Origin of the sequence: Amycolatopsis sp. cmx-11-32 (assembly GCF_047608695.1) — a bacterium.
Taxonomy (GTDB): Bacteria; Actinomycetota; Actinomycetes; order Mycobacteriales; family Pseudonocardiaceae; genus Amycolatopsis.
Map to the genome: position 1 here is coordinate 1 of NZ_JADNQN010000017.1, position 19,774 is coordinate 19,774.

At 68.4% G+C, this 19,774-nt stretch carries 21 protein-coding genes; 11 read left to right on the plus strand and 10 right to left on the minus strand.

The window, feature by feature from the left end:
- Positions 1-213: 213 nt before the first annotated feature.
- Complete coding sequence (locus ACM6LR_RS34910) at positions 214-1,635, minus strand: AMP-binding protein (protein WP_414939918.1); 1,422 nt, start codon at positions 1,633-1,635, stop codon at positions 214-216.
- A gap of 218 nt (positions 1,636-1,853) precedes the next feature.
- On the opposite strand from ACM6LR_RS34910, the gene ACM6LR_RS34915 reads away from it, so the two are divergent.
- From ACM6LR_RS34915 to ACM6LR_RS34930, 4 genes are read left to right on the plus strand one after another with little or no spacing between them, the layout of a single operon-like run.
- Positions 1,854-2,171 (plus strand): hypothetical protein, encoded by a 318-nt coding sequence (locus ACM6LR_RS34915; RefSeq protein ID WP_414939919.1) that lies wholly within the window; start codon positions 1,854-1,856, stop codon positions 2,169-2,171.
- A gap of 21 nt (positions 2,172-2,192) precedes the next feature.
- Positions 2,193-2,636, plus strand: coding sequence for a hypothetical protein (locus ACM6LR_RS34920; protein WP_414945309.1), 444 nt, complete (start codon positions 2,193-2,195; stop codon positions 2,634-2,636).
- On the plus strand, positions 2,633-3,853 hold the full coding sequence (locus ACM6LR_RS34925; RefSeq protein ID WP_414939921.1) for an ATP-binding protein: 1,221 nt from the start codon (positions 2,633-2,635) through the stop codon (positions 3,851-3,853). Before ACM6LR_RS34920 ends, ACM6LR_RS34925 begins: the two co-directional genes overlap by 4 nt.
- Positions 3,850-5,172 carry a tetratricopeptide repeat protein gene (locus tag ACM6LR_RS34930; RefSeq protein ID WP_414939922.1) on the plus strand — a complete coding sequence of 441 codons (1,323 nt, stop codon included), beginning with the start codon at positions 3,850-3,852 and terminating at the stop codon, positions 5,170-5,172. The genes ACM6LR_RS34925 and ACM6LR_RS34930 overlap by 4 nt, the downstream gene beginning before the upstream one ends.
- Positions 5,173-5,566: 394 nt before the next feature.
- Here the strand turns inward: ACM6LR_RS34930 and ACM6LR_RS34935 are convergent, their stop codons facing one another.
- Positions 5,567-5,854, minus strand: coding sequence for a hypothetical protein (locus tag ACM6LR_RS34935; protein ID WP_414939923.1), 288 nt, complete (start codon positions 5,852-5,854; stop codon positions 5,567-5,569).
- Between the two features lie 174 nt (positions 5,855-6,028).
- Here ACM6LR_RS34935 and ACM6LR_RS34940 point away from each other — a divergent pair, with 174 nt between their 5' ends.
- The 4 genes from ACM6LR_RS34940 to ACM6LR_RS34955 all read left to right on the plus strand — a co-directional run bounded on the left by ACM6LR_RS34940 (position 6,029) and on the right by ACM6LR_RS34955 (position 10,907).
- Positions 6,029-7,033, plus strand: coding sequence for a teichoic acid biosynthesis protein C (locus tag ACM6LR_RS34940; protein ID WP_414939924.1), 1,005 nt, complete (start codon positions 6,029-6,031; stop codon positions 7,031-7,033).
- Positions 7,034-7,286: 253 nt separating this feature from the next.
- The gene (locus tag ACM6LR_RS34945) at positions 7,287-7,967 is read left to right on the plus strand and encodes a HEAT repeat domain-containing protein (RefSeq protein WP_414945310.1); all 681 of its coding nucleotides are present in this window, start codon (positions 7,287-7,289) and stop codon (positions 7,965-7,967) included.
- 8 nt (positions 7,968-7,975) lie between these two features.
- Entirely contained in the window at positions 7,976-8,989 is a 1,014-nt protein-coding gene (locus ACM6LR_RS34950) for a MerR family transcriptional regulator (protein WP_414945311.1), read from the plus strand.
- Positions 8,990-9,050: 61 nt separating this feature from the next.
- Positions 9,051-10,907 carry a hypothetical protein gene (locus ACM6LR_RS34955; protein ID WP_414939927.1) on the plus strand — a complete coding sequence of 619 codons (1,857 nt, stop codon included), beginning with the start codon at positions 9,051-9,053 and terminating at the stop codon, positions 10,905-10,907.
- Positions 10,908-10,931: 24 nt separating this feature from the next.
- Here the strand turns inward: ACM6LR_RS34955 and ACM6LR_RS34960 are convergent, their stop codons facing one another.
- A complete protein-coding gene (locus ACM6LR_RS34960; RefSeq protein ID WP_414939928.1) occupies positions 10,932-11,429 on the minus strand; it encodes a hypothetical protein in 498 nt (165 codons plus the stop codon).
- 196 nt (positions 11,430-11,625) lie between these two features.
- The gene (locus ACM6LR_RS34965) at positions 11,626-12,303 is read right to left on the minus strand and encodes a DNA-binding response regulator (protein WP_414939929.1); all 678 of its coding nucleotides are present in this window, start codon (positions 12,301-12,303) and stop codon (positions 11,626-11,628) included.
- A 95-nt stretch (positions 12,304-12,398) separates the two neighbouring features.
- On the opposite strand from ACM6LR_RS34965, the gene ACM6LR_RS34970 reads away from it, so the two are divergent.
- Together ACM6LR_RS34970 and ACM6LR_RS34975 are read left to right on the plus strand one after the other, a co-directional pair.
- A complete protein-coding gene (locus ACM6LR_RS34970) occupies positions 12,399-12,881 on the plus strand; it encodes a peptide deformylase (RefSeq protein WP_414939930.1) in 483 nt (160 codons plus the stop codon).
- A 155-nt stretch (positions 12,882-13,036) separates the two neighbouring features.
- Positions 13,037-13,273, plus strand: a complete 237-nt coding sequence (locus ACM6LR_RS34975) for a hypothetical protein (RefSeq protein WP_414939931.1) — start codon at positions 13,037-13,039, stop codon at positions 13,271-13,273.
- Positions 13,274-13,276: 3 nt separating this feature from the next.
- Here the strand turns inward: ACM6LR_RS34975 and ACM6LR_RS34980 are convergent, their stop codons facing one another.
- Complete coding sequence (locus tag ACM6LR_RS34980; RefSeq protein WP_414939932.1) at positions 13,277-13,888, minus strand: hypothetical protein; 612 nt, start codon at positions 13,886-13,888, stop codon at positions 13,277-13,279.
- Between ACM6LR_RS34980 and ACM6LR_RS34985 the strand changes: the two genes are divergently transcribed.
- Complete coding sequence (locus tag ACM6LR_RS34985; protein WP_414939933.1) at positions 13,887-14,300, plus strand: winged helix-turn-helix transcriptional regulator; 414 nt, start codon at positions 13,887-13,889, stop codon at positions 14,298-14,300. The two genes, ACM6LR_RS34980 and ACM6LR_RS34985, sit on opposite strands and share 2 nt — an antisense overlap.
- Before the next feature lie 246 nt (positions 14,301-14,546).
- Here the strand turns inward: ACM6LR_RS34985 and ACM6LR_RS34990 are convergent, their stop codons facing one another.
- Genes ACM6LR_RS34990 through dpgA form a run of 5 tightly spaced genes read right to left on the minus strand, consistent with a single transcriptional unit; the run spans position 14,547 to position 19,575 of the window.
- Entirely contained in the window at positions 14,547-15,704 is a 1,158-nt protein-coding gene (locus tag ACM6LR_RS34990) for a glycosyltransferase (protein ID WP_414945312.1), read from the minus strand.
- Between the two features lie 25 nt (positions 15,705-15,729).
- Positions 15,730-16,527, minus strand: coding sequence for an enoyl-CoA-hydratase DpgD (gene dpgD, locus ACM6LR_RS34995; RefSeq protein ID WP_414939935.1), 798 nt, complete (start codon positions 16,525-16,527; stop codon positions 15,730-15,732).
- Complete coding sequence (gene dpgC / locus ACM6LR_RS35000; protein WP_414945313.1) at positions 16,524-17,822, minus strand: (3,5-dihydroxyphenyl)acetyl-CoA 1,2-dioxygenase DpgC; 1,299 nt, start codon at positions 17,820-17,822, stop codon at positions 16,524-16,526. The genes dpgD and dpgC overlap by 4 nt, the downstream gene beginning before the upstream one ends.
- Positions 17,819-18,481, minus strand: a complete 663-nt coding sequence (gene dpgB / locus ACM6LR_RS35005; protein WP_414939937.1) for an enoyl-CoA-hydratase DpgB — start codon at positions 18,479-18,481, stop codon at positions 17,819-17,821. The genes dpgC and dpgB overlap by 4 nt, the downstream gene beginning before the upstream one ends.
- Positions 18,475-19,575, minus strand: a complete 1,101-nt coding sequence (dpgA, locus tag ACM6LR_RS35010; protein ID WP_414939938.1) for a 3,5-dihydroxyphenylacetyl-CoA synthase DpgA — start codon at positions 19,573-19,575, stop codon at positions 18,475-18,477. Before dpgA ends, dpgB begins: the two co-directional genes overlap by 7 nt.
- Positions 19,576-19,774: the final 199 nt, after the last annotated feature.

A 19,774-nucleotide genomic window follows, 5' to 3' on the forward strand; every position in this document is an offset into this window, starting at 1 on the left:
CCCCAAACGCCAGATCGTCGCCGACAAGAACAGACATGCCGTCCAAAACGATCGGCCACCGCTGGACACCCCAGAACTCCCACCCGCCGAACAAGAAGAAAATCAACAACATGTCTCGCACCTACATGGCTGTCGGGCCTGAAATTCACCCGGTCACCACACCGCCAACCCGAACGTGACGGCGACAGGCAGCCAGCCACGAAAAGGGCGTGCTCAGGCGATGTGACGATCGTGTCCCGTCCAGAATGGCGCGCGTAACGCCCGCTTGTCGACCTTGCCGATCGCGGTCAGCGGCAAGGCGTCGGCGAAGTCCACATCGGACGGGACGAAATGCTCACGTCCGAAAAAATCCCTGGCGTGCGCCCGAATCTCGTCGGCCGACAGCGTGCCTGGAGAAACCGGCACGACCACGGCGTGCACCCGTTCTCCCTCGCCGCCTTCACCCGGGACGCCGAACACGGCCACCGAACGGACCAGCGGATGCCGCGCGAGCGCGTTTTCGACCACGGTCGAGAACACCTTGGTGCCGTGCTCGCCGGTGATGATGACGTCGTTCGCGCGGTCCAGCAGGTACAGATACCCCTCGTCGTCGAACCGGCCGAGATCGCCTGTGCGCAACCATCCGTCCCTGATCGGCGGCGCGCCGTGGTAACCATCCATCATGGACAGTCCGCGCACCAGAATCTCGCCGTCGTCGATCCGCGCCTCCATACCCGGCACGATCCGGCCCACGGATTCGAGCCGCTCCGGCCGCCCGTCGAGTTCCACCGCGGAAATACTCGCGATCATCGGCGCCTCGGTGAGGCCGTAGCCCTGCCCGACCACCGGCCCGAACACGTCGAGCGCCTGGGCCAGCCGTCGTGGCGGAAGCGGCGCGGCCCCCAGCGAAAGCTGCCGCACACTACTGACGTCGGTCGACGCCATGGCCCGATGATCGAGCACCGCCGCCAGCCGCGCCGGCGTGAGCGACACCGAGGTGACCCGGTGCTCCGCGATCGCGTCCAGTACGGCGCGCACGTCGAAACCCTTCTGCAGCACCACAGTTTCCCGCCGCAGAAGCGCACCCAGCACGGTGGCGTTCCCGGTCATGTGCGTCATCGGTGCGATCAGCAGCGTGCGCCCCGGCCCCGCCGGATCCGGCGCGAAGATATGCGCCATCCCGTCGTAGATCCCACTGTGCCGGATGAGTTTCGGCACCCCGGTGGTTCCCCCGGTGGGAAAGATGACCGTGACCGACCCCGGCAGGGCGGCAGGCTCGGTACCTTCGCGGGTCACCAGTTCGTCGAGCGAGACCACACGCCCGTCGTCGGCGGGCCATTCCGTCACCTGATCGGTCACCAGCGTCGTGACCCCGGCCGCCGACACCGCCGCGAGACGATCCGGCAAGCTCGCCGAAGCGGCGACGAGCAGAACCGTGGCACCCCGGAGCTGCGCGGCGATCTGCAGGAGAACGGTCTCCGGCCGGTTGCCCGCGTCGATGGCGACAACCCCGCCCTCGGGCAACCCCGCGTACAACCGGAACACCAAGTCGAGCGCCTGCCCGTAGCTGGTCACCCGGCCATCCAGCACGAACAGCGCTTCGTCACCGGCGGAACGAAGCACACCCAGCACCCGGGTCAGGAACAGGCTTTCCACAGCCCGGACCCTAACCCAGCGTCAGAGCCGCTCCCGTAGCATCTGCCACCCGGTGGGCCACAGGTGATCGTCCTTCTGGCTTTTCCTTGCGTAGAAGCCACCGCCCGAGACCTACATCACCGACGGATCCAGGGCGGTGTGGTTCGTTCGACCGACAGTGCGCGGACACGCCCGCGGCTATCTTGTGGCCGACCCCCACGACATCCCAGAGGAGCACCATGACGACCACCCCGCGCGTTCTCACCGTTCTGGCCACCGCAGGTCTGGTCATGTCGGTCCTCGGCGCGGGTTCCGCCGCCGCCGCGACCAAGGGCAAGATCTACATCTCCAACAACTGCGGCAAAGCGGTCCCCACCACGATCCACCGCACCAACGGCTCGATGATCGCCGGCACCGGCGCCGCCCCGGCGGGCAGTTACTTCGGCTACCCGGTCGACCCCGGCACCTATCAGGTTCGCGTGCCAGCCGGTAACCGGGATGTGAAGATCCTCGACCTCGGCGGCAAGGCGCACTCGGTCATCGTCAGGGCCTGCTGAGCTCAGACGAGAGAGAACCGCATGAGCACGGACAACAGCCCCGAGCTGGTCGCCGAACTGGACCGTCTCGACGAGGCGGTCAAAGCAGCGCCCGCAGGAGACACCGCGGCGCAGATCGCGCTGTGGCGGCAGGTGGCCTGTCTGGAGCACTGGTTCTTCATCGCGCGCGGCTCGACCGACCGGCTCCGTCCCTACGCTGTGGCCTCCGAGCAGGGGCCGATGATTTGCCTCTACAGCAGCTCCGCGCGGGCGAACGAAGCCGCCCGTGTCCTCGGGCTGGTCGATTCGGAGGGTGGCACGGTGCCGTTGTACGGCGTGCCGATGCCGGCTGCGGTCGACTACGTCGCCTCGTTCGACAAGACCGGCGTCGTCGGTGTGACGCTGGACCATCCGCGGATCGGTCACTACATCCCGCTGGCGAATCTGGGTGTGCTCAAGGGTTGGATCGAAGGGGCCGCGCGGTGATCGGTGAAAATCCGAGCGACAGCTTCGTCGAAGTGATCGCGCGTGAGGTGGGGGCCGACCCCGGTAATCTGGCGCTGCACGAGGACTTCGTCACGCTGCTGCTGGAGCACGACCCGGACCGCGCCGCCACCGAACTGGCGGCGTTCGAGGCCCTCGGCGGTGATCCGGTGCGGATCCGTCTGCTGCGCGCCCGGCTGATGGCGGCGCGGCTGCGAGCCTCGAACCCGTCACCGGCCGCCGAGTCCGTTCGGTCCGGGGGAAACGAGCCGAACCCGGTTCCGACCCCGGCCGACGAGGACCGTCGAGACAGCGGTGCCGCTGTTTCGGCGTCGCTGTGGGACACCGAGCGCCCGGCGGTGACGCTGGCCGACGTCGCGGGGCTCGCCGAGGTCAAGCGGCACCTGGACACCACGTTTCTCGCTCCGCTGCGCAATCCCGAGTTGGCGGCGGCGTTCGGGCAGAAGCCGGGCGGGTCGCTGCTGATGTACGGCCCACCCGGTTGTGGCAAGACGTTCATCGCCAGGGCGATCGCCGGCGATCTCGGCGCGTCCTTCATCCACGTGACCCTCGCGGATCTGCTCAGCAAGTGGATCGGGGAGAGCGAGAAGGCGATCCAGAGCGTGTTCCGCCATGCCCGCGCGGCAGCACCGTGTGTGATCTTCTTCGACGAGTTCGACGCGCTCGGCGGACGGCGTAGCTCCGGTGGCGGCGGGTCTCACTCGATGCGAATGCTCGTCACTCAGCTGCTGGAGGAGCTCGACGGCGTGGCCGGCGCGAACGACGGGGTCTACTTCCTGACCGCGACGAACCGGCCGTGGGACATCGACTCCGCGCTGCGTCGACCGGGCCGGATCGACAAGACGGTGCTGGTGTTGCCACCGGACGCGGTCGCCAGGGCGGCGATCGTCCAGGGCACGCTGGCTGGCAAGCCTGCCGGCGATGTCGATGTCGTGGCCGTCTCGGCGGCGACCGAAGGATTCTCCGGTGCGGATCTCAGTCACTTGACGACCACCGTGCTGCAGGAGGCGATGGTCGAGTCGATGAACAGGGGTGAGCTGGTGCCGGTCACCACCGAAGCGATACTGGCGGCGGCCGGCGGCATCATCCCGTCCACGATGTCCTGGTTCGACCAGGTGGCGCCAGTGCTGGAGTACGGCGTCGACGACGGCACCTTCGACCAACTCCGGGCGTACCGGGTCAAGCGAGGAATGCGATGAGCGACTTCGGACGCAAGGCCTCCGATGACGCCGACGCCGTGGAGCGGACCCTGGACCTGGCCTGGGAGCTTTTCGCGGCACAGCCGGCGCATCCCAAGGTCGCCGAACTGGCGCTGCAGGTGCTCGCGGCCCAGCCGGAGCGAAGCAGCGTGTCGCTGTTGCTCGGCAATCACCGCGAGATCTGTGGCGAGGCTGACGAAGCGCGTCGTCTTTACCTCCGAGTGGCTGGTCGCCGCGACCGCCAATTCGTCAACGCGGCTCGTGCCCTCCGGCATTTGGCGTTCGCCGAGCACGATCATCCCGAGGCGCTGCGGTGGGCGCGGACCGTGCTGGCCGAGGAACACGAGGAGTGGGACGACTGGATAGAACTGGGGTCCGCCCAGGCGCTCTGCGGGGAGCACGAGGACGGGTGGCGGCAACTCGACGAAGCGGTCGCCCTGTGCGCCCGGACGGCGCCGGACGAACTGCGCAAGGCACTCGGGAAACGCGCGGTGTATCTGCTGGGAAGCTTCGCACCACTCGATCGGTTCGTCCCCGCGGCAGAGGAGGCCATCCGGGCCGATGCGGCGAACTCCTGGGTCGTTCTGATGCTCGGCTGGTCCTACCTGGTGCAGTACCGGTTCACCGACGCCGAACACCTCGGTCTGCGGCTGCTGCGCGAAAATCCGACCGAAGACCAGATGCAGAACTTGGTGGAGACGGCTCGGGCGATGCAACGGATCGCCGAAAACGCTCACGCCCAGGACATCACCCTGGAGGACATCCGCCGCACCGGGGTGATCGAGCTGGGGTGGCGGCAACTCCGCGACCAGATGCTCGGCACCGACCTGGCCTCCGCGCTGGCGGCGCTGGACGACGTGATGCCCGCCGGCCTGCGCGCCACCCTGCGACCGGGAGCCTCGATCTCCGATGAGCCCGATGCCGACAAGATCGGGTCCATGGTCGCGGAGGATCTGGTGGCCTGGCACGACGGCCAGCAGCCCGGTTCCGGTTCCGCCTGGGGCCTTGCCGAGCCGTTCCGCCTGCTGTCGGCAGCCGAGATCATCACCATGGGCACCGAGATCGAAGCCGACCCGGCGGCGCATCCGGACTGGCCTGAGAACGAGATGTGGGAACAGGTGATGACCGACGACGCCGGGGCGTACCTGGTCGCCCTTGCGTTCGGGGCACTGGCCAAACGTCGCCCCGGACACCCCGACGAGCCCGTCGCCGCGTCGATGGCCGACTGGATCTGGGACCGGGTGGCCGACTTCGGTGGTCCGGACCCGCGACCGGCACCCCGGAAGACCGACCTGCCCCCTGTCCCGGCACATCGCTGACCGGCGTCATCGCAGGCCCTCCCCCGGCTCGACCGTACGCCGGAGTGTGCTGGACCCTGTCGCTCCGAGTCTCGACGGTGTCGACATCGCGTTGCTCGATGGGCTGGTGCAGAAGGTCGCGGTCGATATATCGAAGGACCAGATAAAGGTGGCGGATGGGGTCACCCGCGCCGCTCACCTCGTCGGGACTCGACCTCGCTCGTGCCTGCAAGAGCCGCAACCGGTATGACCCCGGGCAGGCAAGAAGCCCTTCACTACCCGCCGCTGTGATCCTTGGGGACACTGGGACAACCGTGACGCCAGCTCGCCGACCTTGACCAGCAATTGACGCCTGCCCACCCTCAGCACGCGCGCGGTGTCCAGCCCAAGCCTCGGCATGACGCCCGCGATCCGGCTAGCGCCAGCAACCGCTGTCGTCCTTATCGAAGTGCGTGAGGATGGCGCGGCCCTCGTCGGCCAACGTGGCCAGGACCGACTCGCGCGGCTCGACCGGAACATCGGGAACGGCGATCCAGCCATCCCGGAGAACCTCGTCGAGCGCTTTGTCCGGCACGCCTTCGGCCGGCGTCCCCGCGTTCTCATCCGGCGGAAAGCCACCGCCCCAGCCGAGGGCGGGCCGCCGTACGAGGCCCTGGTCGACAGCGGCCAGCGCCTGCAGGCGGCCCTTAACCGGTTGACGCATCGGAGACCTTTCACGAAAAGCCTGTCCCCGGATCACCACGACACACGGCACCAGCCCATGATTCTGGCAAGTCCACACCACCAGGGACCGGTGCTCGCCGCCGATTTGTACGAATCTTGTACGAGCTTGAAGAATTTTCGATCGGACCGCGAAAATCGACGAAGGCGAGCGCTCATGCCTGAGCAAGTGCCCACGGATCTTGTCCGATCCACGTTCTCTCGCCGTTCGCTGCTGCGCACCGGTGGCGGTCTCGCCGCGACGACGGTACTGCTCGGCGCCGGCGCGATGTCCGCCGGACCGGCTTCGGCCGCGATCACCGCGATGCCGGTGTCCAAGCGTTTCGACCTCACCGAACCGTCCTACGACGAGTTCCGCGGCAAGCTCCTGCACGAGTCGCACCACGTGATGCAGGGCTTCGCCTTCGACAACCAGAACGTGCGCATCTTCATCGTGAACGCCCGCAACGGCGGGACCGGGGACGACCTGTGCGTCACCCAGGTCAACTTCTCCGGGGAGATCCAGGGCTCGATGCATCTCGCCAACGCCGGGCACGGTGTCTCGATCGGCGTCGAACCGGTGGGCACCGACTCCTACCTCTGGATGGAATGCGACTCGGACGGACCCACCGGTGACGGTCGCGGGACGGCGCTGGCCAGGTTCAAGTTCGTCAACGGTGGCACGCCGTCGGTGAAGAAGTTCCTCACCGGCAGCGACACGATCACCTGTGCCACCGATCCGATCACCAAGCGGATCGCGGTACGCCGCAAGGAAGGCGGCAAGATGTTCATCAGCGTCTACCCGCTCGCGTCCGCCGCCGCCGGCGACTTCAGCGCGCCGCTGGCGCACTTCGCGCAGCCCGCGCTGGCCGACGAGCCCGTGACGTTCCAGGGATACACCATCCACGGCCAGTATCTGTACACATTGGACGGTACGGGCCACGCGAACCCCGCCGACATCGACTCCTACGTCACGTGCATCGACATGAACACCGGCAAGGTGAAGAGCCGCGCGCTGACCAAAGCGGGGAAGTCGCTGGTGTACCGCGAGCCGGAGGGCCTCGGGATCTACCGGAGCCTGGCCGGGGAGACCCGGTTGTACATGGGCTTCGGGTCACGCAGCAGCATGGACAATCCCAACCGCTACGCCAACCTGTTCTACAAGAACGTCCTCATCGACTGAGGCCGCGTGAAGGCGCGAAGACTCCGACACCCCGAACCCACGGGAAGCTACGGATCAGGGGTGGTCGGAGTCGTGAGCAAAAGCGTCGACGTCCAAGACGGACGAGCGGTCAACGGCGCCGCTGGACGGTGGCCATCGCCGCCAGCCTCGTCGGGCGGTTCGACCGCGCGATGGAGTCCTCGTACTAAGACGTGGATAGGTTCGAACAGGGCCACAACCCTTGACATTGACACTGTGACAAGGTCTTCACTGGGTGAAGGAGGTGGTCCCCGTCAACTCGCCACACACGAATTCACAGAACACCCACGTGCTCCGCGCCTTGAGCGCCGAAGACTCGTCGGTGCGGCTTCAGGCGGCTCTGGCGGCCGGCACGCACCCCGACCCCGGCTTCCTCGACGCGCTCATGGAGCGGAGCGCGATCGAGCCGGACTTCTTCGTGCGCGACATGCTCGTCTGGGCGTTGACCCGCCTCTCGCCGGAGATCACGGTGCCAAGACTGCGCGCGGAGCTCGGTTCCGAGCACGCTCAGGCCCGGAGCCAGGCGTTGCACACGCTGTCCAAGATCGGGGACGGGAGTGTGTGGCCCGCGATCACGCGGTCGTTGCTGCACGACGCCGACCACGAGGTGGCGCGAAGCGCGTGGCGTGCCGCGATCATCCTCGTGCCCGACGATGCGAAGGAAGGGCTGGCCATGGAACTGGCCGCACAACTCGGTCGCGGCGACCGGGATGTGCAACTGAGTCTCAGCCGGGCACTCGTCGCACTCGGCGACGTGATCGAGCAGGCCCTGCGGACGGGACTGGCGAGCAAGGACCCGGCGGTGCAGGCGCATGCCCGCGCCACGGAGTGGCTCCTCCGCGACCCGGATGCCAGTTTCGACTCGGCCATCGACGAAGCGAAACGGCTCGTCGCGCTCGGCCCGGACCGGGCCTAGGTGACAGCGTGCTGATCGGTGAGGTGGCCCGTCGCTCGGGGGTGAGCACCCGGATGCTCAGGCACTACGACTCACTCGGGCTGGTGCGACCGACAGGCCGCACCGTCGGCGGCTACCGCGAGTACTCCGACGAGGACATCCGCCGGATCTTCCATGTGGAAAGCCTGCGGTCCCTGGGATTGTCGCTGCGCCAGATCGGACGCGCTCTGGAGGATCCCGCCTTCGAGCCGTCCGATCTGGTCGGCGACCTCATCCGACGGACCGAAGACCGGCTGAAGCGGGAGCAGGAGCTACTCGAACGGCTCCGTACGGTCGATGCCTCCGCGCCCTCCGGCTGGCAGGGCGTCCTGCGCATCGTGGAACTCCTGCACGGACTCACCTCGCCCAGTGCCGCGCGCCGGCAGCAGACCGTCCTTGCCCCGGCCGAGGACGTGCCGGTTCCCACCGAGCTGCTGGTCGGGGCGATCCTCACCGAATCCGATCCGAACGTCGCGGGCGCCCTGCGGTGGGCGCTCGCGCGGGCGGGCGGTGACGCTGTGGCGGGCGTGGCTGGCGGCGTGCATTCGGATGACGTCGACATCCGGCGGCGCGCGGTACTGGCGATCGCCGAGATGTCCGGTGACGAGGCGAACGCGGCACTCACGGACGCACTCGGGGACTCGGACGCGGCGGTGCGCGGGCCTGCCGCTCTGGCCATGGGTGCGCGTGGCGCGACCGCGGCCGTGCCGACACTCGTCGGCATGGTGGTCGAGGGTACGAACGATGTCGAGGCGGCTGAGGTCCTGGGAGCGTTGTCACGGGACCCCGGGTGCGCGGACCGGATCATGGGTGCGCTGGTCGGCGAGCTCGCCGCACACACCGCGGACTCCGCGGTGCGGATACGCCTGACCCAGGCACTCGCCGAGATGCCGTCGGCCCTCGCGCGGGGCGTCCTGCGGCACTTGGCCGACGACGAGGATCGAGCTGTCGCCCTCATCGCCTCGGCCCTCGCGGTAGTGCTCGAAGAACGGTCCGACAGCTGAGCGCCGGATGGCGTCGGCGGATCCGGGTCGGGCACCCGTGCCGAACCGGGAATACTGCGTTATGGCCAAACGCCCCGCCAGTGACCTCACGGTGCTGAAGAAATGGTTCGCCGCCCTCGACGACGCGGACTTCCTCACGCTGGCGCCGCCGTCCCGAAGCCGCTTCACCCAGTCCGAGGGCAGAGAGGACGCGGTCGCGGCACTGGCGGACCGTGCCATGCCGTCGACGACCCCGTACGCGTTCTGGCACTGGCAGTCCCACCAGCGGGCGTTCACGAGCAAAGGCGAGCTGGTGGACGACCTGCTCGTGCACTGGCAAGGGCCGCATGACGACGTGGCGCGGCGGCTGGTCGCGGCGCCGTCACCCTTCACGGTGGTGCACGCGGGCGCGGATCAGGCGTTCGTGGTGACCAAGCCCTTCCCGCTCCCGGCTCCCGGCGACCGGCGCGCCGCCGGTCCCACGGTCCGGCGGCTGGTGCGAACGGTCGCCGTCGGCAAGGACGTCACCGGCGACGAGCGGGACTGGCTGCTCGCGGTCGCGGAGGGGCCGGGCGGCGTCGCCGAGGACGCGTTCGCGTTGGCGTGCGACCTGGGCGTGCTCACCCGCGACCTGGTGACCGCGCGCCTCGCGGACTGGCCGGGGCCCGACGACGAGAACCTGGCGGACATGTGGCTGTGGCTTACCGCGGTGGCGCGGGTCGCTCCCGAGGCACTGGCGGACTTCGTGGCGCCGCACGCCGCGCACCCGTTGGCCGCCGCCGTTCTCGGGGAGCCCGTTCCCGACCTGGACACCGACGCGGACGACGCGCTCGCGGTCACCGCGGCGCTACTGTGGCAGGCGCGTGACACCGCCGCGGCCGTCGCCGCGGTGGCGCCGTGGCTCCGGCGGGAACATCGACTGTCCACTGTGGAGGAAGTAGTCGGACTGCTCGCGTTGCGGTTGACCGGTGGCGTCCACCACGACGTCGCTCCAGCCCGGCTGCTGGACCTCGCGGACGACGAACGATTGCCGCTTTTCTGGCGCGGGCTTGCGGTTTCCGTCGTGGACTCGCTCGGCGGGCACGAGCACCTCGCGGACCGGCTCGACACCGTCCGCGTGCTCGGACCACGACCGTTCAGCGCGTACCTGCCCGCCGACCAGGACGCACCGGTGATCGCCGGCGACCGTGCCCGGTTACGCGGGCTGGCCGCGGATCACTGGCAGCTCGGCAGCCAGCCAACGACGCTGCGAACCGACCCGGACCGCACCCGTACGCTCGCGGCCACAGTGGACTTCCCGCTCGGCTGGTTCTGGACCTGGCCCGCCGAACAGGCCGCGTTCGACCGTGACGGCAGGATGAGCGGCCCGCTGCCGGTGCACCTCATCGACGCGACGGCCGACGACATCAGGGAGTCGCTGCCGCCCCGGTTCGCGTTCGTCGCCGAGCCCCCGGCGATCCACCCCGGTGGCTGCCCGCCGCTGGAGGACATCCTCGATGGCCTCGCCGGGCGCGGGCCCGCCGGCCACGAAGACCTGGACTACCTGCGTGCCACCTATCTCCGGTACGCCGTCCAGGGTCGACCGGACACAGTGGACGATCGGCGTGCCGCGACACTTTTCGAGGTGTGGCAAGTACACGACGGCGCGCGCGTGCCGGACGCGCCGTCCGAACTGCTCGACACCCGCACGGCACGCGCGCTGGTGGACCGGATCTACGCACCCGGCGGCCTGGCCGAGCGCACCGGCCACGGTGACGGCTTCCCGTTCCTGCCCTTCGCCCGCGACGTCGGCACCGGCGAGATCCACTACCTCGACATGCGGCAGCGGATCCCACCGGTGCACACCGCCGCACCCGACACACCGCCGGACGGCGCACCCGTCGCCCCGAACGTCGACCTGTTCCTCGCCGAACGGGTCGCCGCCCGGCCAGGACGCTGACGCGGGACGAGAGTCAGCGGCCGCTCAGATGGACGCGCGGGCGGCTCGGGAGGCGTCGGTCAGTGTGGTGCCCACACCGGATACCAAACCGGTGTCGACACAGGTGAGTGTGACTTTGTAGCCACCTGGAACCGTGTTGTGCACGAAGGCACTGCAGGTGTCGCCACCGCCGAGCGCGATCTGCGCCAGGGCACGTGCCTCCTTACTGGCGTCGGTGAGGGTGGTGCCGAGCCCGTTGACGAAAGAGAGCCCGATGCCATTGCAGCTGAGGATGGCTTTGTAGCCGCCGCTGACCGCGGAGTTCATGAAGGCCGAACATCCGGCGGCGGGTGCGGCATTCGCGGTAGCGGGCAGAACAAGGTTCGCGACGGTGAACGCTCCGATCATGACCACCGCTCCGTTGACCAGGCCGATCTTGCTGATGCTTTCGCGCATCGACACGTCCTTCCCTCTCACGGCACGAGACGCCGGATTCAATGGGTCGAGCTGCCTGCCGACCCGTTGGTCTTCGACGATCGGCAACCCGTGGCGGTTCCGGAACACAAGACCCGGCCAGGATGGGCGATGAGCCGATTCCCCCGGTAGCCGCCGAAATCCGCCGGTTTTCCGGCCATGTCCCCACCGAGGATGTCGTCCTCCCCGGTGCTCACCGACCGGCCCGAACGCGGTCGAACACTCGCGGGCCAGTTTCGTGGACGGCGCCGGCTACGGCGCCGCGCTAGACCAAACCGAGTTCGCGTGCCCGAACGCCTGCTTGGAAGCGGGACTCGGCACCAAGCGCGGACATCAGTTCGGCCACCCGGCGGCGGGTAGGTACGCACGCCGCGGCCGAGGGGCCGGCGGCGGCTTCGTCCTTGACTCCGCTGCCGAGCAAGTCCAGCACGGCGGGCGCGAGCTGACGGATCTCGGTGACCTGCGCGTCGTAGACGGCGAGATCGGTCGCCGATCGCCAGGCCGTCTCGAACAGCGACCGCACTCCCTGCACGATTTCGGGCTGGGTGATGACGCTGTAGCCGCGTTGTCCCGCGATGAGGTCGCCCGCCAGGATCACGAGCCTGCCGTCCATGATGATCGTCTCGTTGACGTCCTGGGTGGAGACACGGATCTGCGCCCCGAACCGGTCGCGGATCCTCGCCAGCTCCTGCGCGGACGCCGGGTCGAGCAGCAGGCCGGATCGGTAGATCTTGCGGATCCGCCGGTCGCCCGGCAGGCGCTCGGCCGCCGCGGTGAGTTCGTCCGACCCGCGATCGGCCACCCAGGTCGCGAGGTCGTTGGCGGCGCAGGCGAGGTCGGTCACGGTCGGGAACAGGTGTCCTACCCGGCGGAACAGCTCCTCCTCACCGCGCACGACGGTGACCGAATCGCCTGCCCTCGTGAGGCCGTCACTCGTCCGCATGGCACCGATACTGCCTGAACTCCACAGCCCGCGACCAGGTGGCAGGTTGTTGCCGTTTCCTGACGTCCGGCGGGCCCGTCATGAGGCTGATGGGTATGACGAACTTCCACCACGACGCCCCCACCGCCGACGTCGCGAGCAACGGGCCGGTCTGGCGGATCGGGGACGGCCGGAGCGTCTTCAGCTACGACTGCCCGGACGACACCGGGACGCGCTATCGTGGCCACATCGTCAATCCGGTCCTGCGGACGTCCGAAATCCCCGAGACCATGCCCTATCCTGACGACGATCTCGAGGGCTGCCTTTCGGTCCCCGGCGAGGTCTTCCCCACCGGCCGCGCACGGTGGGCCGCCGTCGACGGCTTCGATGAACACGGCGAACCGATCACCGTCGAGGGCACCGGATTCTTCGCTCGCTGCCTCCAGCACGAGACGGACCACCTCGCCGGAAAGCTCTACCTGGAGCGCCTCGTCGGCAGGCACGCGCGAGGCGCGAGGCGCATGCTCAAGAGGAACGGATGGACCGCCCCTGGCCACACGTGGCTGCCCGGCGACGTCCCCGACCCGTTCGGCCACTGACCGGGCCTCTCCACTAGCTTCATTGCTCCCTTTGGCGGCTCCCCCGTTACGACACTCGGCGTAACATCGCCGCCGGGTTCGCGGCCCCGGTTTGAGGTGATCACTCAACGGGCAGTCCGCTCTCGTCGGATTCGATGTGATCGGAGATTCAGCCAATGGCCTCTTACAACGTGAAACCGTCGAAGCCGGTCGCGATTTTCGGCGCCATATTCGGTGCGGCGATTCTTCTCTTCGGCATTTTCAGCGGAATCGCCCGGAACAATGGTTTCATCTGGCTGTGGGTGGCGGCCGGGATCGCCATCATCGGCTTCAATCTCTGGGCTGCGTTCAGCAAACGAGGCGCGACAGAGGTCGTCGAAACCCAGAACGACTCCCCCGATTCGGTTCGGTGACCTTCAGCGGCGGATTCGGCGATCCACCGCGACCCAGTTTGTTTCCCAAGTCTTTCCACCGTCGGCCGAGAACGCCTGCTCGAATCTCGCCTCGTCCTTGCCATGACGGAAAATGAGGAAACGCACCTTGATCGGACGCCCGTCGAGCTTGTCATCGCCAAAGAATTCGCCGGCGCCGTCGCGGAATCCGCCGTACACCGCCGGGGTGAGCAGCCCGTCGCGGACGTTGACGAAGGTCAGGCTCCACCGCTGCGCCTGAGGCTCGTACAGCCGCAGGTTGAGGGCTTCGATGCGGCCGTTCGGCCCCGAGACCTCGAATTCGAGGACGTTCGCCCGCCGGTCAAGAAGTGGCCGGACGGTGCTGGTGCCCGTGAAGTGAAGCCACGCGTCCGAGGACTCCGACAGCGGCTCGGCCAAGACGCGTACCGAGGAGCGCCAAGAGCCTATTTCCCAGTCGAAGGCTCGTTGGCCATCGGTGGCCGTCGAGGACGCGGGAGACGTCGCGGCGTCGCCCGACACCGCCGTCGCGATGAGCATCAGGGCCGAAAGGCCCGCTGTCAGGATTCGTCTGTATGGCACGGTCATGGTCTGACTATCCGAGTGGAGCACGGCCATGGACAAGAAGGCACCTGCAGGTAACCTCTCGCGCCCCAACCCGCTGCCCGGCTGCCCGATGGCCGCGGCGTTCGCCGCGATCGGCGGGAAATGGAAGCTGACCCTGCTGTACTGGCTCGCCAACGGCGAGTCCCATTTCGCGGGCCTCCGCCGCCGGGGGACGCCGATCACGCCCAAGGTGCTGGCCGAACAACTGCGCGAACTCGAGGCCGACGGACTCGTCGAACGGGTGGTGACCGGGCCGGTCCCGGCGCGTGTCCTCTACCGGCTCACGCCCTACGGGACCACTGTCCTGCCCGTGGTCGAAGGCGTCAGGGTCTGGGGCGGGGGGCACCTTCGTCGCGGTCCCGGCGAGACCGCGACGGATCCGGCGATGGGCTGCGCCGACGCGATCGTGCCGGCCTCCTGCTGAAAGTTCATCCACAGGACACGATCGGCGGGACAGGGCCAGGAACGCGGGATCACACCGTCGCGGAACTTGATCAACACAGGTTTAGGAGCCTGCCTCCCTCAAGGAACCCCGACACCAGCCGAAAGGGGAAGATTCCGGACGTTCAACGTCTTAAATCCTCCCCGCTCGGCCTCTGCAGGCACTGGCGATGCCAAGTCCGGATTACCACCAGCAGCGCTGACCAGCAGCTCCGTAACCAGGGGGCCTTCAGGTACTCGGGAAGTAGCCGGGCAAGGTGGTGACGACCTCGGCGGGGGCCGGCATGGCGGCGACCTCCTTGGCGAGGGCGCGGACGGCGTCGCGGACCGCGGTGTCCGTCAGCAGGGCGCGGGTTTTCTCCGTGACGCCTTCGGCCGTGAGATCGTCATCGACGAGCTGGGCGGCAACGCCTGCCTTGACCGACGCCTCGGCGTTGGCGAGCTGGTCGGCACCTTGGGGCAGGAACAGCTGCGGCAGCCCGGCGCCGAACGCGCCCATCGTCGTCCCGCTCCCGCCGTGGTGCACGACGATGTCCAGATGCGGCAGCAGTTCGTGCTGCGGCACCCACCTCTCGAGCCGCACGTTCCCCGGCACGTCACCCAGCAGCTCGACCTCGACGGCCGGGCCGGTGGCGACCAGCACGTCGATGTCGAGCACGGCCAGGCCGGCGATCGCCTCGGTCAGCACGTCGGTGTTCCCGTACTGGGTGCCCAAAGTCAGGTACGCGAGCGGGCGGCTCCGGTCGCGGCCAGTGATCCAGGCCGGCAGGTCACCCGGCGTGCTCCAGCCGGTCGGCCTCAGCGGGATCCGCTTCGCCGCGGCGAGAAACTCCAGTGACTGCACCGACTCCGGGCAGATGTCGAGGACAGGGTCGCCGAACGCGGTCTCCAGTTCACCCTCGACACCGAATTCGGCGGCGGTCGTCCCGACCTGCTCGCGGATCTCTTTGCCGGCTTCGTACTCCGCCACGCGACCGAAGTTGTGGCTGGCGGAAGGGATCCCGGCGAGTTTGGCCGCGAACGCGCCACCGGCGTTCATCGTCTCGTAGATCACCAGGTCCGGTCGCCACTCGGCCAACACCGGCTCGAGATCGGCGGCGACGGCCCGTGGCAGGATTTCGCCGAACACCCGGCCGGTGATCTGGTGCAGCGCGTCCGGCGGCAGCCCTCTCGGGTCCCCGTCGACCTTGTTCAACTCCTCCATGAACGCTTCCTGCGGGGTGCTCCCGGCCTGGAGACCAGTGATACCCGCTCTTTCGATGTTCGGCAGGAAGGACGCGGCGGTCGCGAAACTGACATCGTGCCCGGCGTCGCGCGCGGCGACGGCGAGCGGGATGAGCGGAAAAGCGTGTCCGTAGCCCCCGAGGGCCGTGAATATCATCCGCATGCGTCAACAATATCCGGGAAGTGATCTAGTGCCCTGTCCAGATCGGATCCCGTTTCTCGGCGAAAGCACGCGGGCCCTCGCTCGCGTCCGCGCTCCGGCGACGACGCTCTTCCCAGTGATACGAAGCCTTGAACGCTTCTTCGAGTGGGAGATCGACCGACCGCAGCGCGGCCTCCTTGATCGCGCGCACCGACAGCGGCGCGGCTCGCACGAGGCTGTCCGTCCAGCCGGCGACGCACTGATCCAGCTCGGCCGCCGGGACGACCTCGTTCACCAGACCGTGGCGCAGCGCCGTCGCCGCGTCCATCCGGCGCCCGGTCAGCAGATAGCCCATCGCCACCTTCTGCGGCAGCTGCCGTGGCAGCCGGAACACGCCTCCGGCCCCCGCGATCAGGCCGAGCCGAACTTCCGGAAGGGCGAACACCGCCTCCTCGGAGGCGATGACGATGTCGCAGGCGAGCACCAGCTCGAAACCGCCGCCCAACGCGTAGCCGTGCACCCTGGCGACCACCGGTTTGGACAAGGTGAACCGGTCGGTCAACCGGGGATGACCTGGCTGACCCGCACTGCCGAACGTCGACGCTTCCACGCCTGTTTCGGTCAGCCGCGCGCGTTCCTTGAGGTCCTGGCCGACGGAGAAAGCGCGGTTACCCGCGCCGGTCAGGACCACCGCCCTGATGTCGTCGTCGGCCTCGACGTCGTCCCAGATGTCGGCGAGTTCCGCGTGCATCCGCCGGTCCATCGCGTTCAGCACCTCGGGCCGGTCCATCGTCACGTGGGCGACGTGATCCTTCTTTTCGTACCGCACCCTGGTTTCGCTCATCGCGCACCCACCGCGAACCCGCCGACTTTGCCGAGCACATCCGCGCCGTAGATGCGCAAAGCCTGCTGCAGCGCGAACTCCGCCATGTACCGGCGGAACTCCTCCGGCGGTTCCTCGGCCAGGTTCACCATGCGCCGGTTGGCCAGCACCGCGTCCCCGTCGAGCCGGGCCAGCGCGGCGTCGATCGCCGCGTCCATCTCCTCCGGCGGGACGACCTCGTCGACGATCAGCCGCGCGTCCGGCTCGTCCGCCTGGATCCGGCGGCCGCCGAGGATCACCTGCCTGGCCACCCGCGGTCCGGTAATCCGGGAAAGCCGGAAGTTGGCCGCGCCGGGAATGATCCCCTCAGTCGCCGCGGGCAAGCTGAGGTAGGAGTCGGACGCCGCCAGGACGTGATCGAAGACCAGGAGGAGCTGAGTTCCCCCGCCGATGGCGAAGGAATCGACGGCCGCCATCCAGGGCTTGTCGACGAACTTCGAGTGCCACGAACCGTCCGTGCGTATTCCGCGCACGATTTTGTGGATATAACCCAGTTCCCGCCGCAACAGAAAGTCGACCAGGGGGATGTCGCCCGAGCTCAGCTTCTTGAGGTTGATCCCCGCGCAGAACACGCGGCGCCCCGCATACCGCCGATGGCTCATCACACCGCCCCGCAGCAGCGCCACCCGGACGGCCGGATCGAGCAGCACCAGGTCGACGGCGGTCTCCATGTCGTCGACCTGCTGGGCGTCTTCGGCGTTCAGGCAGTCGTCCCGGCACAGGGTCAGCTGCGCGACGCCGTCACGACGCTCCAGCCGGACGGCCTCCATCTGAACCACACCGGTCTCAGTGAATTCGGGGAGCAGCCGCAGCGCCCTCGCAGTGGGCCGGAGCATGGCGTCGAGCAAATGCGGACCGGCCTTCGGGGCACGCAGGATCCCGCGCAGGAAGATGCCCTGGTCGATCTCGCGCCCTTCCTTTTCCGCCTGTGGCCGTGAAAATTCGGCCGCCATCTGCTCTTCCGTCGGCACCAGGCCGGGATAGGCGAGGGCGGCGGCGCGGACGAGTTCGTCGATGCGCAGGCAGCGGGTCCGGCCGTCGGTGAGTTCGTCGTAGATCTCCTCCGCGTGCGCCTCCACGAAGTCCGCGCGCGTCGCCCTGATCTCGTCCAGTGCCGAGGACGCGGCCGCGCGCTGCGTCGCGTTCCGGACGGGAGGTGACGGCAGTCCGGCGAGCAGGTCGTCGGCTCGGCGGGCCTCCCCCGCCAGGGCTCGAAGGTCGAGCCCCGGCGAGAGAGTCGTGGAATCCGCTGTCACGGCTTGGCTTCCCGTCGCAAGGCCCGGTCCGCCGCGGCCAAGTGGGAACCGAGCGCCTCCTCGAAGGTGGTCGAGCCCGCTTCGAAGATCAACTGCCGCCGGATCGCCGTCTCGGCACCGTCCGTGACGTCTGCCAGCCCCGCCAGCGTCTTCGCGGGATCCTCGGACACCTCGTCGACCAAACCGAGCGCGAGCGCGCGCTCGGCGTCGACCGGGGTCCCGAGCAGCACGGCCCGGCGGATACCCGCCGCACCGGCCTGCTGGGTGAGCCGGTAGACGGTCATCCCCGGCCAGGAACCGCCGCCCGCCGAGGCGAGCAGCAACCGGGTCCCCGGATCGACGATCCGGACGTCCGCGGCGAGCAGGAGGTCCAGTGCCGTTCCGGCGCAGTCACCCGACGCCACCGCGACCGTGAGCCTGCCCAGCCGTTCGAACCGGCGCACCGCTCGTTCCCATTTGGACACCAGGCCGACGGTCAGCCCCTGCGCCCAGCCATCGGCCGGGACACCCGTGACGTGAACGGTGACCGGGCCCGGTCCCCGATGGTCCTCGGCGCGATCGCAGAGGCCACCGATCTCCTCGACCGACGCGGCCGAAAGCGGGCTAGAGCCGTCGATGCGCAGCACCAGTTCGCCGTTCACTTCGTTCTGCCTCACCATTGGATAAGCGCCATTTCGATTGTGGAGCCGGGCCCCATGGTCATGAGCACGCCGTAGTCCCCTGGCCGGGCGATGTCCTCGTCGGCGAGTCGCTCGTAGGAGAAGAGGAAGGAGCCGCTGGAGAGGTTCCCGTAATCACGGAGCACACCGGTGGTGTGGCGGACGTCGTGCCGGCTCAGGCCGAGGTTGACGACGACGGCGTCGACCACCTTCTTGCCCCCTGAGTGCACCAGCCAATGGCCGATGTCGTTGCGGCGGAGCCCGGTACCGGACAGCAGCCTGTCGATGACGATCTCGGCGTGCGCACCGACCACGTAGGGAATCTGCGGGTCGAGGAAGAAACTGAACCGGTCCTGGTCACGGTCCCAGTCGTAACGCATCGCGTCGAGCGCGTCGGTGATGATGTAACTCGCGAATTTCAAGACCCTGGGGCCGGGCACGCGCCCGTCGCCGGAGATGACGGCGAGAGCGGCCGAGCCGTCGCCGAAAAGACTGTTGACCACCGCGGTCCGCATCGTGCCGTCCAGCGCGTAAGCGGCGGAACAGGCCTCGCTGCAGAGGACGACACCGAGCTCACCCGGGTGTGCCGCGGACCAGCCCGAGACCACGTTGAGCGCGTTCAGGCCCGCGTTGCAGCCCATGCCCACGATGTCCGAGCGGCTGCAATGCGGGTCGATGCCCAGCTCACGGATGATCAGCGCGCTCAGGCCGGGGGTCAGGAAACCGGTCGAGGTGACGCAGCACAGGTGACGCAGGTCCGAAAGCGTCGCTCCCGCCGACTTCAGGCAGGCTTCGAGTGCCCGGCAGCCCATGTCGACGGCGATCTTCTTGTGTTTGTCGAGCAGATCGCCCTGCGGTTCCGATACGCGTCCGCCACCGGGACCCTCCGGCGGCAAGGTGAGAAAACGCCGGTCGATCGCGCTGTTGAGGAAGACCGACCGGATTTTGGGATCCTCGACGTCGAGGATGTCGAGGAGCTCGGATTGTGAGTACGACGCCTCGGAAACCGCGGTTCCCACGCCGGCGAACCTGGTGATTTCGGTCAGTCCGGTGAGGACGGAAAGGTCCTCAGCGGGTTCGGCAACGGCAGTCATCGATACATCCACCCCCATGATCTGAGCTTGCTTCGAAGCAGCTGCTTGACCTTCGCAGCGGGCATTGATCTCACCTTTCCGGTCGGTACGGCGGGTCGTGAGTGGTAAGGACGGTTCTCTTGAGCGGTAAGGCAAAGGTGTCGTCAGGTCGCGGGACCTTCGTGACCACACCACCCGCACCGGGCATGTCGCGAAAGCC

Excerpts from the sequence above, each read along its gene's own strand:
- ACM6LR_RS34940 (WP_414939924.1), top strand. The coding sequence starts at position 6,029 with ATGCCTGAGCAAGTGCCCACGGATCTTGTCCGATCCACGTTCTCTCGC.
- ACM6LR_RS34980 (WP_414939932.1), bottom strand. The coding sequence starts at position 13,888 with ATGGCCGTGCTCCACTCGGATAGTCAGACCATGACCGTGCCATACAGA.
- ACM6LR_RS34930 (WP_414939922.1), top strand. The coding sequence starts at position 3,850 with ATGAGCGACTTCGGACGCAAGGCCTCCGATGACGCCGACGCCGTGGAG.
- dpgA (WP_414939938.1), bottom strand. The coding sequence starts at position 19,575 with ATGACTGCCGTTGCCGAACCCGCTGAGGACCTTTCCGTCCTCACCGGA.
- dpgB (WP_414939937.1), bottom strand. The coding sequence starts at position 18,481 with ATGGTGAGGCAGAACGAAGTGAACGGCGAACTGGTGCTGCGCATCGAC.
- ACM6LR_RS34965 (WP_414939929.1), bottom strand. The coding sequence starts at position 12,303 with ATGCGGACGAGTGACGGCCTCACGAGGGCAGGCGATTCGGTCACCGTC.
- ACM6LR_RS34915 (WP_414939919.1), top strand. The coding sequence starts at position 1,854 with ATGACGACCACCCCGCGCGTTCTCACCGTTCTGGCCACCGCAGGTCTG.
- dpgD (WP_414939935.1), bottom strand. The coding sequence starts at position 16,527 with ATGAGCGAAACCAGGGTGCGGTACGAAAAGAAGGATCACGTCGCCCAC.
- ACM6LR_RS34935 (WP_414939923.1), bottom strand. The coding sequence starts at position 5,854 with ATGCGTCAACCGGTTAAGGGCCGCCTGCAGGCGCTGGCCGCTGTCGAC.
- ACM6LR_RS34985 (WP_414939933.1), top strand. The coding sequence starts at position 13,887 with ATGGACAAGAAGGCACCTGCAGGTAACCTCTCGCGCCCCAACCCGCTG.
- ACM6LR_RS34970 (WP_414939930.1), top strand. The coding sequence starts at position 12,399 with ATGACGAACTTCCACCACGACGCCCCCACCGCCGACGTCGCGAGCAAC.
- ACM6LR_RS34990 (WP_414945312.1), bottom strand. The coding sequence starts at position 15,704 with ATGCGGATGATATTCACGGCCCTCGGGGGCTACGGACACGCTTTTCCG.
- ACM6LR_RS34975 (WP_414939931.1), top strand. The coding sequence starts at position 13,037 with ATGGCCTCTTACAACGTGAAACCGTCGAAGCCGGTCGCGATTTTCGGC.
- ACM6LR_RS34955 (WP_414939927.1), top strand. The coding sequence starts at position 9,051 with ATGGCCAAACGCCCCGCCAGTGACCTCACGGTGCTGAAGAAATGGTTC.
- ACM6LR_RS34920 (WP_414945309.1), top strand. The coding sequence starts at position 2,193 with ATGAGCACGGACAACAGCCCCGAGCTGGTCGCCGAACTGGACCGTCTC.